Genomic DNA, 14,927 nt, shown 5'->3' on the forward strand with positions numbered 1-14,927 from the left:
GGCTCCGATGCGCCGCGGGCACTGGTGTCCCCGGGGGCACTCGTGCCAAGGGGCAGAGTGCGATGACGATCCGATCCGGGGCGGCGGTCTGACCCGGGACGGCGGGTCGGTCGGGCCACGCGGCCGGGAATGCAGGAAGGGCGGACATTCATGTCGACGGTGTCTCTGGAATTCGGGTCCACCCTCGCGGACGGCCTCGCGAAGACCGTGGCGGCCGATGGGCGGCTCGCCGACGCGGCGGCCGTGATCGCGGCCTGCGCCGAGGCGGCCGTCGACGTCAGCGAGGTGATCGGCCGGGGCATGCTCGGCGGCGCCGACCTCGCCGCCACCGGCGGGAACAACAGCGACGGCGACGTCCAGAAGGCCCTCGACGTGCTGGCCCACGAGCGCTTCACCGAGGCCCTGCGCGGGACGCCCGTGGCGGTCGTCGCCTCCGAGGAGGCCGAGGGCATGATGCAGATCAACCCCGGCGCGCCGCTGGCCGTCGCGATCGACCCGCTGGACGGCTCGTCCAACATCGGCGTCAACATGGCGGTCGGCTCGATCTTCGGCATCCGCCCCGTGGTGGCCGGCGCCGCGGATTCGATCGCCTCCTTCACCACCCCGGGGACCGAGCAGATCGCCGCCGGCTTCGTCACCTACGGCCCGGCGACCTCTCTCGTCGTCACCCTCGGCCACGGCACGCAGATCTACACCCTGGACCGGGCGGAGCGGACCTTCCGCCTCACCCACCCGCGCCTGGAGGTGGTGGCCTCGGCCAAGGAATACGCGATCAACGCCTCGAATGCCCGGAACTGGGGCGCCCCCGTGAAGGCCTATATCGAGGATTGCCTGCGCGGCTCGGAGGGCCCGCTCGACAAGGACTTCAACATGCGCTGGCTCGGCTCGCTGGTGGCGGATGCCCAGCGGGTGCTCCTGCGCGGCGGCGTGTTCCTCTATCCCGGCGACAACCGGAAGGGCTACGCCCAGGGGCGCCTGCGCCTCCTCTACGAGGCCGCGCCCATCGCCATGCTGATGGAGCAGGCCGGGGCCGGCGCCATCGACGGCGAGCGCCGCATCCTCGATATCAGCGCCACCGGCATCCACGAGCGCGTGCCGCTGATCTTCGGCTCCCTCGACGAGGTCGCCTGCGTGGCCAAGTACTACGACGGCCGCAACGCCGCCGCCGGTCGCTCGCCCCTGTTCGGGCAGCGCGGCCTGATGCGCAGCTAGCGCGCCCGCGCGGGACAGCACGCACAAAGATGTCGGCGCGTCACCCCATCATCTCGGTCACCGGCTCCTCGGGGGCGGGGACCACCTCGGTCCGCAACACCTTCGAGCAGATCTTCCGCCGCGAGGACGTGAGCGCGGTCTACATCGAGGGGGATGCGTTCCACGCCTACGACCGCGACACCATGCGGCGGAAGATGGTGGAGGAGCCGAACCTCAGCCACTTCGCCCCGCGCGCCAACCTGCTGCCGGAGCTGGAGGAGGTGTTCCGCACCTACGGCGAGTCCGGGGGCGGGCGCACCCGCCACTACGCCCACGACGCGGCGGACGCGGCCCTCTACGGCACCGAGCCCGGCACCTTCACGCCCTGGGAGGCGTTCCCGCCGGGCTCCGACCTGCTGTTCTACGAGGGCCTGCACGGCTGCGTCGTCGACGACAACGTCGACATGGCCCGCTACGCCGACCTCAAGATCGGCGTGGTGCCGGTGATCAACCTCGAATGGATCCAGAAGCTGCACCGGGACCGCTCGTTCCGGGGCTACTCCACCGAGGCCGTCACCGACGTGATCCTGCGGCGGATGCCCGACTACGTGCAGACCATCTGCCCGCAATTCACCTGGACCGACATCAACTTCCAGCGGGTGCCGACGGTCGACACCTCGAACCCCTTCATCGCCCGCTGGATTCCGACGGCGGACGAATCGATGGTCGTGATCCGCTTCAAGGACCCGAAGGGCATCGACTTCTCCTACCTGATCTCGATGATCCAGGGCTCGTTCATGAGCCGCGCCAATTCCATCGTCATCCCGGGCGGCAAGCTCGACCTTGCCATGCAGCTCATCCTGACCCCGATCATCATGCAGCTCGTCGAGCGCAAGCGCCGCATGGCCTGAGCGCGGCCCCGAGGCTCCGGAGAATTCCATCATGCACGGCCCGATCATCTCGCCCTCGATCCTCTCGGCGGATTTCGCCAAGCTCGGCGAGGAGGTGCGCGCGGTGTCGGAGGCCGGGGCCGACTGGATTCACCTCGACGTGATGGACGGGCACTTCGTGCCCAACCTCACCTTCGGCCCGGCGGTGATCAAGGCCCTGCGGCCGCACTCGGCCAAGCCCTTCGACGTGCACTTGATGATCGCCCCGGCGGACCCCTACCTCGCGGCCTTCGCGGAGGCCGGCGCCGACGCGATCTCGGTCCATGTCGAGGCGGGTCCGCACATCCACCGCTCCCTCCAGGCGATCCGCGATCTGGGCAAGCGCGCCGGCATCGCCCTCAACCCGGGCACGCCGGCCTCGGCGATCGAGCCGCTCCTCGACCTCGTCGACCTCGTCCTGGTGATGACGGTCAATCCGGGCTTCGGCGGCCAGAGCTTCATTCCCTCGACCCTGGAGACCATCCGGCGCATCCGGGCGATGGCCGCCGGCCGGGCGATCGACATCGAGGTCGATGGCGGCATCGGACCCGAGACCGTGGTGGAGGCCGCCCGCGCCGGCGCCAACGCCTTCGTGGCCGGCAACGCGGTGTTCAAGGGCGGGCCGGCCGGCTACGCGGACCGGATCGCGGCGATCCGGGCGGGGGCGGAGGCGGCCGGAGGCGGCCCCCTCTCATGCTGAGGGCGCTGATCTTCGACGTCGACGGGACGCTCGCCGAGACCGAGGACCTCCACCGGCAGGCCTTCAACGGCGCCTTCGCGGATCTCGGCCTGCCCTGGTCGTGGTCGCCCGCCCGCTACGCCGACCTCCTCACCGTGATGGGCGGCAAGGAGCGGCTGCGCCACTACGTCGAGACCGAGCATGCCGACGAGGTCGAGGCCCTGCGCCCGCGCATGGGCGAGATCCACGACCGCAAGACCCGCCGCTACGGCGACCTCGTGGAGGGCGGAAGCCTCGCCCTGCGCCCCGGGGTGGGGCGCCTGATCGCGGAGGCCCGGGCGGCCGGCATCAAGCTCGCGGTCGCCAGCACCACGAGCCGACCCAACGTCGACACCCTGCTGCGCATCAACTTTCCGGCCGGCGACGTCCCCTTCGACGTCATCGCCTGCGGCGACGAGGCCGCGCGCAAGAAGCCCGCCCCCGACGTCTTCGACCTCGCCTTGCGACGCCTCGCCGTCGCGCCCTCCGAAGCGGTGGCCTTCGAGGATTCCGCCGCCGGCATCCGTTCGGCCCTCGATGCGGGCCTGCCGGTCATCGCCACCCGCAGCCGCTACACCGAGAGCCATCGCCTCGACGGGGCGTTCTCGGCCGTCTCCGATCTCGGCGAGCCCGGCGCGCCGCACCGGCACCTCTCCGGGCATGTCTGGCCGGACGGGATCGTGACCCTGGACGCCCTGCGCGACTGGCACGCGCGGGTCACCGCCTGAGGCCGGGCTCAGCGCCGCGGGGGACGCCTCCCGTCCCGTGCCGGCGGCTCGCCCTCGGCGCGGGTCGGAAACAGCACCGCGCCGGCGACCGCCCCGAGCAGGCCCGCGATCCCGAGCCTGAGCCAGCGCGGGGCGGGCGCCGCGTCCCGTCGCTGCCGGGGGCGGGCATCCGCGAGACGGGTCCCGGGGCCGCCCCGGTCGATGGCTTGATCGGTCATCGCCCTACGATAGCGCGCGCGCGCCGGATAGCCACCGGGACGGGCCGCGACACCCGTCTCGGATGAGGCTCGGACAAGGCCGTCCACGCTGCGGCGCAGCGTTGTCATCGGCGTGGGCGGCGGCCTATAAGCCGGCCAACCCCTTTCCGTCCGGCATCGCGGACCCGCCGCCCCGGCAACCGGCCCTCGCGATCCGGCTTCGTTCCTACCAGTCTAGGGTCACGTCATGGCCGGCCATTCCCAGTTCAAGAACATCATGCACCGCAAGGGCCGCGTCGACGCGGTCCGCTCGAAGCTGTTCGGCAAGCTCGCCCGCGAGATCACGGTCGCGGCCAAGCTCGGCCTGCCCGACCCGGCGATGAATGCCCGCCTGCGCGCCGCCATCATCGCGGCCCGGGCCGAGAACGTGCCCAAGGACAACATCGAGCGTGCGATCAAGAAGGCCTCGGGGGCCGACGCCGAGAGCTACGACGAGATCCGCTACGAGGGCTACGGCCCCGGCGGCGCCGCGCTGATCGTCGAGGCCCAGACCGACAACCGCAACCGGACGGCCAGCGACGTGCGCTCGGCCTTCACCAAGTCCGGCGGCAGCCTCGCGGAGACCGGCGCCGTCTCCTTCATGTTCGACCATGTCGGCGTGGTCGAGTTCGACGCCAAGGTGGCGGATGCCGACACCATGCTGGAGGCCGCCATCGAGGCCGGCGCCGACGACGTGCGCTCGGACGAGTCCGGCCATGAGGTCACCTGCGCCCAGGAGGCCTATGGCGAGGTCTCGAAGGCCCTGGAAGCCCGCTTCGGCGAGCCGCGCCGCACGGCCCTGGTCTGGAAGGCGCAGAACACCATCGAGGTCGACGACGAGACCGGCGAGAAGCTGATCCGCCTCGTCGAGGTGATCGAGGACCAGGACGACGTCCAGAACGTCTTCGTCAATTTCACCCTGTCGGACGCCCTGATGGAGAAGCTCCAGGGCTGATCGATCGAAGCCCGCCCTCAGGCGGCCTTCACGGTCTCGAGGAACCGGTTCACCTCGGTGCCGAGGTGGTCGGCCTCCTGCGCGAGCTCGGACGCGGAGGCGAGGACCCGGGCGGCCGCCTCGCCCGTCTCCCCGGCCGATTGCGCGACGCCGCCGATGGTGGCCGTGATCGCTCCCGTACCGGTCGCGGCCTCGGCCACGTTGCGGATGATCTCCCGGGTCGCCGATCCCTGCTGGTCCACCGCCGCCGCGATGGCGTCCGCGGTCAGGCTCATGGTGCGGATCTGCGCGGCGATCGCCTCGATGGCGGTGACCGCCTCGCGGGTCGTGCCCTGGATCGCGTTGATCTGCCCCGTGATCTCCTCGGTGGCCCGGGCGGTCTGGTTGGCGAGTTCCTTCACCTCCGCCGCGACCACGGCGAAGCCGCGGCCCGCCTCGCCGGCCCGCGCGGCCTCGATGGTGGCGTTCAGCGCCAGGAGGTTGGTCTGGCCGGCGATGCCGGAGATCATCCCGACGACGTCGCCGATCCGGGCCGCACCCGTGCTCAGGGCGTGAACCAGCTGGCCGGTGGCGTCCGCCTGGCCCACCGCGCCCTGCGCCATCCGCGCGGATTCCGCGACCTGGCGGCCGATCTCCTGGACCGAGGCGCCGAGCTCCTCGGCGGCACCGGCCACCCGGTCCACGTTCCGCGCGGCCATCTCGGCGGCGCCGGCCACGGATCCGGCCCGGCCCGCCGTGCCCTCCGCCGTCCCCGTCATGGTCCGTGCGGTCCCCTGCATCGCCGCCGCCGCCTGCGTGACCCGGCCGAGGATGCCGCCCACGGCCGATTCGAAGTACTGGGCGGTCTGCTGCATCGCCGCCCGCCGCTGCGCATCGGCCCCCGCCCGTGCCAGGGCGGTCTCCGATTCCAGGGCCTGCATCCGCTCCACCTGCACCCGGATGGCGCCCTCGGACGCGACCTGCGCCGCGAAGGCGGTCGTGATGGTGCGGGCGACCCAGGCCAGCACGCCCGTCTCGAGGACCAGGATGACGGCATGAAGCACCACGCGCGCGAGATCCGCGCTTCGGGGCCCGCCGGGGAAGATCAGCGCCGGCATCGCGACGTTGAGGGCGAGATGGTGGCCGGCGACGGCCGCGGCGCAGGCCACCAGGATGGTCCAGTCGCACCACGCGACGACCACCGCCATGCAGGCGAAGAAGTACATGTGCAGGTCGATCTGCCACGGATGCCCCGCCAGCGCGGAGAGCAGGATCGCCGCCATGCCGATGAGCGACAGGCTGCTGACCAGCCGCGTCGTCAGGCCGGTCGGCGCGCGCCGCCAGGCCAGGGTGCTGAACCCTGCCAGCAGGCCTGCGATCACCAGGGGCACCGTCAGCCCATTGCCGACGAGCCAGGCGCCGAGCCCGATGATCGGCAGGTGCAGCCAGAGGAAGGCGATGAGGAATTGGCCGAAGGTCTGCCGAAGGGTGTCGAGGTTCGTCATCGCCGGGCCGTGTCCGTTGCGGAAATCTGGTTGGGGGGGTCAGGTCCGGGAAGCGGGCGTGCAGGCCGTCGCGAACCGGGCGTCGACGACGAGCCAGGCCCCGGAGGCGTAGAGCCGGGCGACCAGATCGGACGATCCGGCCCGGACCACGAGGACGTTGCTCCAGCCGCCGAGGCGCAGGATGGTGCCGCCCGCCCGCGCCACGATGGCGGCGGCGTCCCGGCCGGGAGGGGCGATCACCGCCACGGTCTCCGACATCGGGACCGCCATCACGCCGACCGGCAGCACCAGGGTCGCGATCACCGCGAAACCACCGAGGAGCCGGTTCAGGCGAGGGGAGGGCGCGAGGTCGGACACGAGGACAGCAATCCGCCGGGAATCTGTCCTGTGTTAATACGATGCGATCTTCTAAGAAGCGGTTACGGGCCGTCTTCGTCGGCGACGCACCGGCCCCCGTGCGGGCCTCACGTTCCGCGAACACCGCTTCACCCGGTTCCGACACGGCTCGATCCATCGGTCGAGATCCGCCGGGTCAGGCTCGGCTCATCCTGCGATCGTCAGCTTCGGCTGCTGATCGGAAGGGGATCGCGGCGCGACGGGCGGGCCTGCCGGACCCGCCGCGGCAGCGCGGATTGGCATAACGCTCCGTTCACGGTATGTCCCTAACGCTCGGAACGGCGCGATGTTCGCGCCCGGAGCCGCGCCATCCATGATCGTGTCCGCATGAGCGTTCCCGTCCGCATCCTCGGCATCGATCCGGGCCTGCGGCGCACCGGCTGGGGCGTCGTCACGGCCACGGGCACCAAGCTCGCCTACGTCGATTGCGGCGTCGTCACCTCGGACGGGGACCTGCCGCTCGCCCTGCGCCTGCGCGAGCTCTACGAGGGCATCACCCGCATCGTCGAGGCGTTCCGTCCGGACGAGGTCTCGGTCGAGGAGACCTTCGTCAACAAGGACGCGCAGGCCACGCTGAAGCTCGGCCATGCCCGCGCGGTGGCGCTGCTGGTCCCGGCGCTCGCCGGCATGCCGGTGTTCGAGTACTCGGCCAACCTGATCAAGAAGACGGTCGCGGGGTCGGGACACGCCGAGAAGGTCCAGATCCAGGCCATGGTGAAGTTCCTGCTGCCCAAGGCCGAGTTCAAGGTCGCCGACGCCGCGGATGCGCTGGCCATCGCCATCACCCACAACAGCCATCGCGGCGCCCATGCCCTGAGGCGCGAGCACGTCCCCGTGCCCGGGACGAGCAGCCTGGCGGCGGCCCGCATCGCGGCGGCCCTGGCCCGGGGCTGACCGGGCCGGGCCTGGACTCTCCCGGCCCGCCCGTGCAGTGCCTCCCGGCGGACCACGCGGGCGAACCGGGCGGAGAGCGAGGGGAATGGCCGACCAAGGGGCGATGCGCCCGACTCTGCCGATCGGCGAAACGCTGCGCGATGGCGGGGCCTCCGGGCTCCGGTCCGTCCGCGCCCTCGGCTCGGCCACGACCGTGGCCTTCGTCGTCGTCCTGGCCAAGGAAGCGGCCCATACGCTGATGGGCGATCCGACGGCCCCGGCCCGCTTCCAGGACGACGTCTTCCTCGTCGATTGCGCCTGCACGATCCTGCTCGCGCCCTACTGGATGGCGATGTTCCGGCTCATCCTCGATGCGGGCGGCTCCGTGCGCGCGGTCGCCGAGGGCCGGGCCGGGCCGTTCCGGGACTTCCTCGCCCTCGAATTGTTCTGGCTCCTGGTCAGCGGGCTGCTCGACCGCGCGCTCTCGTCGGACATGCTCGGGCCGGGCCGGCTGATCGTCGGCTTCTCGGCCTGGATCGCCCTGCTGCTCCTGCAGATCCGGACCAGCATGCTGGCGCCCGCCCTGGCGCTGGGCGCCCCCGACGCGACCCTGCGCGCGGTGTTCGCGATGACGCGCGGAGCGGCCGCGCGCATCGGCCTGATCCTGATCGCGACGATCCTGCCCCTCGGCCTCGTCGACCGCATGCTGCACGCGCCCGAGCGGACCGGCGCCGACCTGCCCGCGTTCGTGCTGGCGGTCCGGATCCTCGCCTCCGGCCTCATCGACATGGCCCTGCTCGTCCTGGTGACCGCCCTGCTCGCCGAGATCTACCGGCGGCTGCGGACGGGGGCGGGCGCCCTCACTCCGCGGCCTTGAACTCGCCCTCGATGCGCAGGGACACGTCGTCGCCCAGGAGCGGCAGGAAGGCGCTGATGCCGAAATCCGAGCGCCGGATCACCGCGCGTCCGTCGAAGCCGACCGTGTAGGCCTTGCTGACCGGGTTGATCCCGGCCTGGTTGAAGGTGGCGTCGAAGGCGACCGGCTTCGTTACGCCCTTGAGGGTGAGGTCGCCGTTGACCCGCGCGGTGGTCGGGCTCGTCGGCTCGACGCTGGTCGCGGTGAAGGTGGCCTTGGGGAACCTGGCGGTGTCGAAGAAGTCCGGCGCCTTGAGGTGCCGGTTGAGCTGCTCGTTCAGGCCGTTGACGCTGTCGGTGCCGATCGTGACCGTGAGGGTGGATTTCGCCGGCTCCTTCGGGTCGAGCACCGCCTGGGCGGACACGTCGGTGATCTGCCCGTAATAGGTCGAGAAGCCGAGATGGCTCACGGACCAGGTGATCTTGCCGTGGGCCGGATCGAGGACGTAGGCCCCCGGACGCACCTGCGTCGGATCGCTGGAGGGCGAGGCGGGCGGTGCCGCGGCCGGGGTTTCCGCCGCCGCGCGCGGGCCGGCGGCGAACAGGAGCCCGGAGGCGAGGAGCAGCGCGGTCTGGCGCATCGGCATCGGGGCGGTCATCCATCTGTGTCGGGCGGGGCGCCTTTGATTTCACGAACGCCGCGCGGCCTCAAGGCGGGGCCGGCGCCGTCGCGACGGGGCGCATGGCGCTCGCGCGCGCCGCCCTGTAGGCATCCGCCGACGGCTGGGCATCCGGCGGCGCGAGGGATGGGCGGGGCGATGATCGGCAAGCTGAAGGGCGTGGTGGATTCCTATGGCGAGGATTTCGTGATCCTCGACGTGCAGGGCGTCGGCTACGTGGTCCACTGCTCCGCCCGGACCCTCCAGCGCCTGCCCGGCATCGGCGAGGCGGCGGACCTCGCGATCGAGACCCATGTCCGGGAGGACATGATCCGGCTCTACGGCTTCCGCTCGGATGCCGAGCGCGAGTGGTTCCGCCTGCTCCAGACCGTGCAGGGCGTGGGCAGCAAGGTCGCCCTCGGACTGCTCTCGGTGCTCGAACCCGCGGCCCTCGCCTCGGCCATCGCCATGGGCGACAAGGGCGCGGTGGCCCGGGCCCCCGGCGTCGGCCCGCGTCTGGCGGCGCGCCTCGTGGCGGAACTGAAGGACAAGGCTCCAGCCTTCGCGCCCATCGATCCCGCGGTGATCGCGCTGTCGGGCGCGGTCGAGGCCCGCACCGCGCCGCAGCCCGTCGCCGACGCGATCTCCGCCCTGGTCAACCTCGGCTATGCCCCCGTCCAGGCCTCGGCCGCCATCGCCGAGGCCCTCAAGAACGCGGGCGAGGGCGCCGAGGCCAAGACCCTGATCCGGCTGGGACTGCGCGAACTCGCCCGGTGAGCACGCGCCATCCCTGGTGCACGACGCAATTGTGCCCTTGACGCTTCCGGTCCCCGTTGCCAGTTGGAGGGAAGACAGCTAACCTGCTGAAAGTAAAGCAGTTTTCAACTATTCTAATCTACCCGCCAATCCGATGCACGGGCTCAGCTTTTGCGCTCGGGCGTCAGCACCGCCTCAGTTTCGACGAAGTGGCCGGGTGGAAACCCATCCGGCGGCCTCACCCCACGGCACGAGCCACGCGCGAGTCACGGTCCCGCATGATCGTCTGTTCCTGCAACGTCCTGTCCGATCGCGCGGTGCGCGCCTGCCTGCATCGCGGCCCGGATTGTCCGCGCACGCCGGCTCAGGTCCAGGCCTGCCTCGGCTGCAGCCCGAAATGCGGCCGCTGCGCCCGGACCATCCGCGGCATCCTGCAAAATGCCCTCGACGAGGCCGCGCATGCGTGTACTGCGACTTGCGCGAGCACCTGTAGTTTGGTCAAGGTCCAGACTGCGGAGGAGGGGATCGCCGCCTGAGCGCCCATACCGGGTGCTGAAGCTCCCCTCCGGCTTAACGTGCCTCAAGGGAGATTGGGCGGATGAAGGGTGATGCGAAGGTCGTCGAGTACCTCAATCGGGGACTGCGCAGCGAGCTCACGGCGGTCAGCCAGTACTGGCTCCATTTCCGTATGCTCAACGACTGGGGTTACATCGAGCTCGCCAAGTTCTGGCGCAAGGAATCCATCGAGGAGATGAACCACGCGGACCGGTTCGTCGACCGGATCCTGTTCCTCGACGGCTTCCCGAACCTGCAGGAACTCGACCCGCTGCGGATCGGCCAGAACGTGCAGGAGATCATCGAGTGCGATCTCGCCGCCGAGAACGAGGCGCGCGCGCTCTACCTCGAAGCGGCCAAGTACTGCGACTCGATCAACGACCGCGTGTCGAAGCGCCTGTTCGAGGATCTGGCCGAGGACGAGGAGGGCCATATCGACTTCCTCGAGACGCAGCTCGAGCTGATCGGCCAGATCGGCCTGCCGCTCTACGCCCAGAAGCATATCGGCGGCCTGGAGCCGATCGCTCCGGAAGCCGAGTAAGGTCGACGTGATGGGGCGCCGGGCGCGTGCCCGGCGCTTGCTCGGCCGGCTCACTCGGCCAGGACGCGACAATAGATATCGCGCAGGGGCAGCGCGGATTGGATCGTCGAGAGTTCGAGGACTTCGTCAGGGCCGTCGATGACCCGGAAGCCGCCCCACCGCCCTTCGACGCGGTCGAACACTTCGAGATGCGGTCGGTCCCGTGCCACGAGCCCGTAATGCTGAAGCGAGGCGAGTTGCTGATAGACCGCCCGCTTCTCGAAGCGATCCCGCGCCTCGGTCCCGGGTGCGAGCACCTCGACCAGAACCGTGGGATTCTCGACCGAGGTCGCGCCCGGTTCGATGTCGCCGCAGACGACGAGCACGTCCGGAAGCCTCGCGGCCTCCAGGGATTTGCTCTTCATGCAGAATGTCTCGGTGAAGGTCTGGTAGGACGATCCCCCGGCACGGAAACCAACTTCCAGGCCCAGGGCGATGTTCTGAACGATGCGCGCATGCTCCCAGCGCGCACCGACCATCATCCAGACCACGCGCCCGCCGATCAGCTCCCAGCGCCCGTTGCGGGGCTTGTCGGCCAGCGATTCCTCGACATCGTCGAGGGCCATCCCTTCGAACTCGTGCGATGCACCGGCCACGGCACGCTCTTCCGCTGCGACGAACCGGCGCCCCACACGCTCCGCGCCGCGATGGGAATGTAGCGCGAACGGCGCCTTTGTGCGACATCGGCCAGGAGAACAGATGATGGACGCGGGCGCCGCCGCCCGCCACCGAGAGTCCGCGTGAGCAAACCTCCGAGACCCGCCTCGAAGGCGTCGGCGCCCAAATCGCCGACCCTCCAGCCCCTTCCCGAGTCCCTCCTCACGCCCGAGCGGCGCGAGGACGACCTGGAACAGTCGATCCGACCCTTGAGCCTGTCCGAGTTCATCGGGCAGCGGGCGGCGCGCGCCAACATGAGCATCTTCATCGAGTCGGCCAGGAAGACCGGCTCGGCCCTCGACCACGTGCTGTTCGTCGGGCCGCCCGGCCTCGGCAAGACGACGCTGGCCCAGATCGTCGCCCGCGAACTCGGCGTGAACTTCCGCTCCACCTCCGGCCCGGTCATCGCCAAGGCGGGGGACCTCGCCGCGCAGCTGACGAACCTGGAAGAGCGCGACGTGCTCTTCATCGACGAGATCCACCGGCTGAATCCGGCGGTGGAGGAGATCCTCTATCCGGCCATGGAGGATTACCAGCTCGACCTCATCATCGGCGAGGGGCCGGCCGCCCGCTCGGTGAAGATCGAGCTGCCGAAATTCACCCTGGTCGGGGCCACCACCCGTGCGGGCCTGCTGACCACGCCGCTGCGCGATCGCTTCGGCATCCCGATCCGGCTGGAATTCTACGACGTCGACGAGCTCGAGCTCATCGTCAGCCGCGGCGCCCGCGTGCTCGGCCTCGGCATGTCGCCGGAGGGCGCCAACGAGATCGCCAAGCGCGCCCGGGGCACGCCCCGCATCGCCGGGCGCCTGCTGCGCCGGGTGCGCGACTTCGCCATCGTGGCCGATGCGCCGACCGTGACCCGGGCCATCGCCGACCGGGCGCTGCAACTCCTCGACGTCGATCCGGCCGGCCTCGACGTGATGGATCGCAAGTACCTGACGATGATCGCGACGTCCTTCAACGGCGGGCCGGTCGGGATCGAGACCATCGCCGCCGCCCTGTCGGAGCCGCGCGATGCGATCGAGGACATCATCGAGCCGTTCCTGATCCAGAAGGGCTTCGTCCAGCGCACCCCGCGCGGGCGCATGCTCACCCCCCACGCCTTCCGCCACATGGGCTTTCCCGAGCCGAGGCGCGAACCGGCGGGGCAGTTCGGCCTGTTCGGCGGTCGCGACGAGCCGGAGGCGTGAGCGTGGCCTTCGAACCGGGGCCGCGTCGCGGCTGGATCACGCGTCGGCGCGTGGTCCAGGGCCTCGGCGCCTCCGCGCTGCTCGGCACCGCCACGGGGGCCTCCGTCTTCGGCGGCCTGCGGGCGCCGCTCGGCGTGCACGCCATCCTCGGCCATCACGATCGGTGGGAGGACCGGAGCGCGCAGGAAGCGCGGCGGCGGCCCCACCAGCGCGGGCGCGGCTCTGGAGCGCCCCGGTCCGCCTCGGCGTCACCCCCGCGATCGTGCTGGTCGAGGTCCCGGGCGCCGGCCCGGCCCGGCCTGAGCCGCGTTGTCGCTCGAGCGCCGCCCCTCATTCTCGTCGACCGGGAGCCCGACCGTTGAGCGAAACCGAATCCGCCGGCATCCACACCCTGCCGGTCCGCGTCTATTACGAGGACACGGATTTCTCCGGCTTCGTCTACCACGCCAGCTACCTGCGCTTCATGGAGCGGGGGCGCACCGAATTGCTGCGCGGGCTCGCCGGCGACCAGTCGGACCTGCATCGCGACGCGGCCGGGCTGCACTTCGTCGTGCGCCGGATGGTGATCGACTACCTCAAGCCGGCCCGGATGGACGACCTGCTCGCCGTTCGCACCTGGACCGCCGCGATGAAGGGGGCCTCCATGCACCTCGCCCAGGAGGTCCGGTGCGGCGAGACCGTGCTGGTGCGCGCCGAGGTCGTGGTGGCCTGCGTGCGCGACGGCCGCGCGATCCGTCTGCCCGACAGTCTGCGGGCGGCCCTCTCGCCGGACCGGCGCGAGGGCGCGTCCGACCCGGGCACCTGACGCCCCGCGCGATGCCGACGGGAGCATCGCGTGGGCGACGCTTCGCCTTGCGCGTCGGATCTCGGTTCGATCGTCAGATCTTGCGGACCTCCCCGAGGAAGAGCTTCACCGCGGCCGCCACGGTCTCGATCTCGCGATTGAGATCCGCCGTCGCGCGCAGCATCCGCTCGGCCGAACTGGCCGAATCCGTCGCGCTCATGGCGACCGCCGCCACGCTGGAGCTCACCGTCTCGGTCCGGCCGGAGGCCTCCTCGACGCTGCGGCGGATCTCGGTGGAGGTGGCCGACTGCTCCTCGACGGCGGAGCCGACGGAGATCGCGCTCTCGTCGATGCGGGCGATGATGCCGGCGATCCGCTCGATGGTCGAGGCCGTGGACGTCGTCGCGGTCTGGATCATCGCGACCTGGCGCGAGACGTCGTCCGTCGCCCGGGCGGTCTGGGCCGCGAGTTCCTTGACCTCGCTGGCGACGACGGCGAAGCCCCGCCCGGCCGGTCCGGCGCGCGCCGCCTCGATGGTCGCGTTGAGGGCGAGCAGGTTGGTCTGGCTGGCGATCTGGCCGATCATCCCGACGACCTGGCCGATGTGATTCGAGTTCTCGCTGAGCGCGCGCACGCTCGCCACCGCCTGGCGCGCTTCCTCCACCGCCTCGCCGGTCACCGAGCGGGAGCGGTTCATCTGATGCGTGATCTCGGCGTTCACGGTGTTCAGTTCCTCCACGGCCCTGGCCACGGTCCGGACGTTGGCCGAGGTCCCGATGGCGCCCGACGACGCCGTGGCGGCGGCGTCGGAGGTCTCGCCGGTCTTCTGAAGGACCTGGTTGGCGGAGTCGCGCATGGTGTCCGTCGCGCCGCCGGCGGCATCGAGGGCGGTCTGGATCGCGGTGTCGAAGGCCGAGATCGCATCGGTGAAGGGGGTCACGTCGGCCCAGGACAGCACCGCCGCGATGTAGGTGCCCTGCGACATCACCGCGGAGACGTGCAGGTCGAGGGTCTTGGGGCCGAGCCGGATCTTGGTTCGCCAGGGCAGGCGCGACGGATCGGCGACGATGCTGCGCTGGTGGTGGGGATTCTTGTGGAACACGTCCATCGACGTGCCGACCATCCGGTCGGGGTTCACTTCCCGCGGCAAGTATTGCCTCAGCGCATGCATGGTCTCGACGCTGCGCCGATTGGCATAGGTGATGTTCGCCGTGACGGGATCGAGCACCAGAACGTTGACCGGAAGCGCATTCAGCACGGCTTCCGGATCGATTTGCAGCGTGGTTTCGGCTTGGGCAGCGGATTGGGACCGGCGCATGGCGCCAAAGATCTTCCTCTGACTATTCATAGAGCTAGGCTTTCTGTGTAGTGCTGAGTA

Annotated in this window: 18 protein-coding genes; 12 read left to right on the forward strand and 6 right to left on the reverse strand. The window is 70.7% G+C overall.

Going from position 1 to position 14,927, the window contains the following annotated elements; translation table 11 throughout:
- Positions 1–150 precede the first annotated feature (150 nt).
- From ASF49_RS00075 to ASF49_RS00090, 4 genes are read left to right on the forward strand one after another with little or no spacing between them, the layout of a single operon-like run.
- Entirely contained in the window at positions 151–1,212 is a 1,062-nt protein-coding gene (locus ASF49_RS00075; RefSeq protein ID WP_200929988.1) for a class 1 fructose-bisphosphatase, read from the forward strand.
- Between the two features lie 29 nt (positions 1,213–1,241).
- Positions 1,242–2,102 carry a phosphoribulokinase gene (locus tag ASF49_RS00080; protein ID WP_056465871.1) on the forward strand — a complete coding sequence of 287 codons (861 nt, stop codon included), beginning with the start codon at positions 1,242–1,244 and terminating at the stop codon, positions 2,100–2,102.
- Between the two features lie 31 nt (positions 2,103–2,133).
- Positions 2,134–2,820: a ribulose-phosphate 3-epimerase gene (gene rpe / locus ASF49_RS00085; RefSeq protein WP_056465874.1), complete on the forward strand. Its 687-nt coding sequence runs from the start codon at positions 2,134–2,136 to the stop codon at positions 2,818–2,820.
- Positions 2,814–3,566 (forward strand): HAD-IA family hydrolase, encoded by a 753-nt coding sequence (locus ASF49_RS00090; RefSeq protein WP_056465877.1) that lies wholly within the window; start codon positions 2,814–2,816, stop codon positions 3,564–3,566. Before rpe ends, ASF49_RS00090 begins: the two co-directional genes overlap by 7 nt.
- Positions 3,567–3,574: 8 nt before the next feature.
- Here ASF49_RS00090 and ASF49_RS23420 read toward each other — a convergent pair whose 3' ends face one another.
- The gene (locus ASF49_RS23420) at positions 3,575–3,784 is read right to left on the reverse strand and encodes a hypothetical protein (RefSeq protein WP_156652737.1); all 210 of its coding nucleotides are present in this window, start codon (positions 3,782–3,784) and stop codon (positions 3,575–3,577) included.
- Between the two features lie 226 nt (positions 3,785–4,010).
- Between ASF49_RS23420 and ASF49_RS00095 the strand changes: the two genes are divergently transcribed.
- Positions 4,011–4,757 (forward strand): YebC/PmpR family DNA-binding transcriptional regulator, encoded by a 747-nt coding sequence (locus ASF49_RS00095; RefSeq protein ID WP_056465880.1) that lies wholly within the window; start codon positions 4,011–4,013, stop codon positions 4,755–4,757.
- A 17-nt stretch (positions 4,758–4,774) separates the two neighbouring features.
- On the opposite strand, the gene ASF49_RS00100 is transcribed toward ASF49_RS00095, so the two are convergent.
- Positions 4,775–6,241, reverse strand: coding sequence for a methyl-accepting chemotaxis protein (locus ASF49_RS00100; RefSeq protein ID WP_056465883.1), 1,467 nt, complete (start codon positions 6,239–6,241; stop codon positions 4,775–4,777).
- A 39-nt stretch (positions 6,242–6,280) separates the two neighbouring features.
- Positions 6,281–6,598 (reverse strand): hypothetical protein, encoded by a 318-nt coding sequence (locus ASF49_RS00105; protein ID WP_056465886.1) that lies wholly within the window; start codon positions 6,596–6,598, stop codon positions 6,281–6,283.
- 366 nt (positions 6,599–6,964) lie between these two features.
- Here ASF49_RS00105 and ruvC point away from each other — a divergent pair, with 366 nt between their 5' ends.
- On the forward strand, positions 6,965–7,531 hold the full coding sequence (ruvC, locus tag ASF49_RS00110) for a crossover junction endodeoxyribonuclease RuvC (RefSeq protein ID WP_056465888.1): 567 nt from the start codon (positions 6,965–6,967) through the stop codon (positions 7,529–7,531).
- Between the two features lie 85 nt (positions 7,532–7,616).
- Positions 7,617–8,387, forward strand: coding sequence for a hypothetical protein (locus ASF49_RS00115; RefSeq protein WP_056465891.1), 771 nt, complete (start codon positions 7,617–7,619; stop codon positions 8,385–8,387).
- Here the strand turns inward: ASF49_RS00115 and ASF49_RS00120 are convergent.
- Entirely contained in the window at positions 8,371–9,024 is a 654-nt protein-coding gene (locus tag ASF49_RS00120) for a YceI family protein (protein WP_431739879.1), read from the reverse strand. The genes ASF49_RS00115 and ASF49_RS00120 overlap by 17 nt on opposite strands.
- 159 nt (positions 9,025–9,183) lie before the next feature.
- Between ASF49_RS00120 and ruvA the strand changes: the two genes are divergently transcribed.
- The 3 genes from ruvA (at position 9,184) to bfr (ending at position 10,876) form a co-directional block, all read left to right on the forward strand.
- The gene (gene ruvA, locus ASF49_RS00125; RefSeq protein ID WP_056352855.1) at positions 9,184–9,801 is read left to right on the forward strand and encodes a Holliday junction branch migration protein RuvA; all 618 of its coding nucleotides are present in this window, start codon (positions 9,184–9,186) and stop codon (positions 9,799–9,801) included.
- A 257-nt stretch (positions 9,802–10,058) separates the two neighbouring features.
- On the forward strand, positions 10,059–10,316 hold the full coding sequence (locus ASF49_RS22835; protein WP_082510703.1) for a (2Fe-2S)-binding protein: 258 nt from the start codon (positions 10,059–10,061) through the stop codon (positions 10,314–10,316).
- 62 nt (positions 10,317–10,378) lie between these two features.
- Positions 10,379–10,876, forward strand: coding sequence for a bacterioferritin (gene bfr, locus ASF49_RS00130; protein WP_056214475.1), 498 nt, complete (start codon positions 10,379–10,381; stop codon positions 10,874–10,876).
- A 50-nt stretch (positions 10,877–10,926) separates the two neighbouring features.
- Here bfr and ASF49_RS00135 read toward each other — a convergent pair whose 3' ends face one another.
- Entirely contained in the window at positions 10,927–11,481 is a 555-nt protein-coding gene (locus ASF49_RS00135) for a Uma2 family endonuclease (RefSeq protein ID WP_056465894.1), read from the reverse strand.
- 279 nt (positions 11,482–11,760) lie between these two features.
- Between ASF49_RS00135 and ruvB the strand changes: the two genes are divergently transcribed.
- Positions 11,761–12,765, forward strand: a complete 1,005-nt coding sequence (gene ruvB / locus ASF49_RS00140; protein WP_162240956.1) for a Holliday junction branch migration DNA helicase RuvB — start codon at positions 11,761–11,763, stop codon at positions 12,763–12,765.
- A gap of 358 nt (positions 12,766–13,123) precedes the next feature.
- A complete protein-coding gene (ybgC, locus tag ASF49_RS00145) occupies positions 13,124–13,570 on the forward strand; it encodes a tol-pal system-associated acyl-CoA thioesterase (protein WP_056465900.1) in 447 nt (148 codons plus the stop codon).
- Between the two features lie 73 nt (positions 13,571–13,643).
- Here the strand turns inward: ybgC and ASF49_RS00150 are convergent, their stop codons facing one another.
- Positions 13,644–14,807, reverse strand: a complete 1,164-nt coding sequence (locus tag ASF49_RS00150; protein ID WP_243214355.1) for a methyl-accepting chemotaxis protein — start codon at positions 14,805–14,807, stop codon at positions 13,644–13,646.
- Between the last annotated feature and the right edge of the window lie 120 nt (positions 14,808–14,927).

The organism is Methylobacterium sp. Leaf104 (assembly GCF_001422885.1).
In the GTDB taxonomy this organism is placed as follows: Bacteria; Pseudomonadota; Alphaproteobacteria; order Rhizobiales; family Beijerinckiaceae; genus Methylobacterium.

Bases quoted from the DNA above. Each gene is read 5' to 3' on its own strand.
- bfr (WP_056214475.1), top strand. From the start codon at position 10,379: ATGAAGGGTGATGCGAAGGTCGTCGAGTACCTCAATCGGGGACTGCGC.
- ASF49_RS00095 (WP_056465880.1), top strand. From the start codon at position 4,011: ATGGCCGGCCATTCCCAGTTCAAGAACATCATGCACCGCAAGGGCCGC.
- ASF49_RS22835 (WP_082510703.1), top strand. From the start codon at position 10,059: ATGATCGTCTGTTCCTGCAACGTCCTGTCCGATCGCGCGGTGCGCGCC.
- ASF49_RS00080 (WP_056465871.1), top strand. From the start codon at position 1,242: ATGTCGGCGCGTCACCCCATCATCTCGGTCACCGGCTCCTCGGGGGCG.
- ASF49_RS00120 (WP_431739879.1), bottom strand. From the start codon at position 9,024: ATGACCGCCCCGATGCCGATGCGCCAGACCGCGCTGCTCCTCGCCTCC.
- ASF49_RS00100 (WP_056465883.1), bottom strand. From the start codon at position 6,241: ATGACGAACCTCGACACCCTTCGGCAGACCTTCGGCCAATTCCTCATC.
- ASF49_RS00090 (WP_056465877.1), top strand. From the start codon at position 2,814: ATGCTGAGGGCGCTGATCTTCGACGTCGACGGGACGCTCGCCGAGACC.
- ASF49_RS00135 (WP_056465894.1), bottom strand. From the start codon at position 11,481: ATGGCCCTCGACGATGTCGAGGAATCGCTGGCCGACAAGCCCCGCAAC.
- ruvA (WP_056352855.1), top strand. From the start codon at position 9,184: ATGATCGGCAAGCTGAAGGGCGTGGTGGATTCCTATGGCGAGGATTTC.
- ruvC (WP_056465888.1), top strand. From the start codon at position 6,965: ATGAGCGTTCCCGTCCGCATCCTCGGCATCGATCCGGGCCTGCGGCGC.
- ASF49_RS00115 (WP_056465891.1), top strand. From the start codon at position 7,617: ATGGCCGACCAAGGGGCGATGCGCCCGACTCTGCCGATCGGCGAAACG.
- ASF49_RS23420 (WP_156652737.1), bottom strand. From the start codon at position 3,784: ATGACCGATCAAGCCATCGACCGGGGCGGCCCCGGGACCCGTCTCGCG.
- ASF49_RS00075 (WP_200929988.1), top strand. From the start codon at position 151: ATGTCGACGGTGTCTCTGGAATTCGGGTCCACCCTCGCGGACGGCCTC.
- rpe (WP_056465874.1), top strand. From the start codon at position 2,134: ATGCACGGCCCGATCATCTCGCCCTCGATCCTCTCGGCGGATTTCGCC.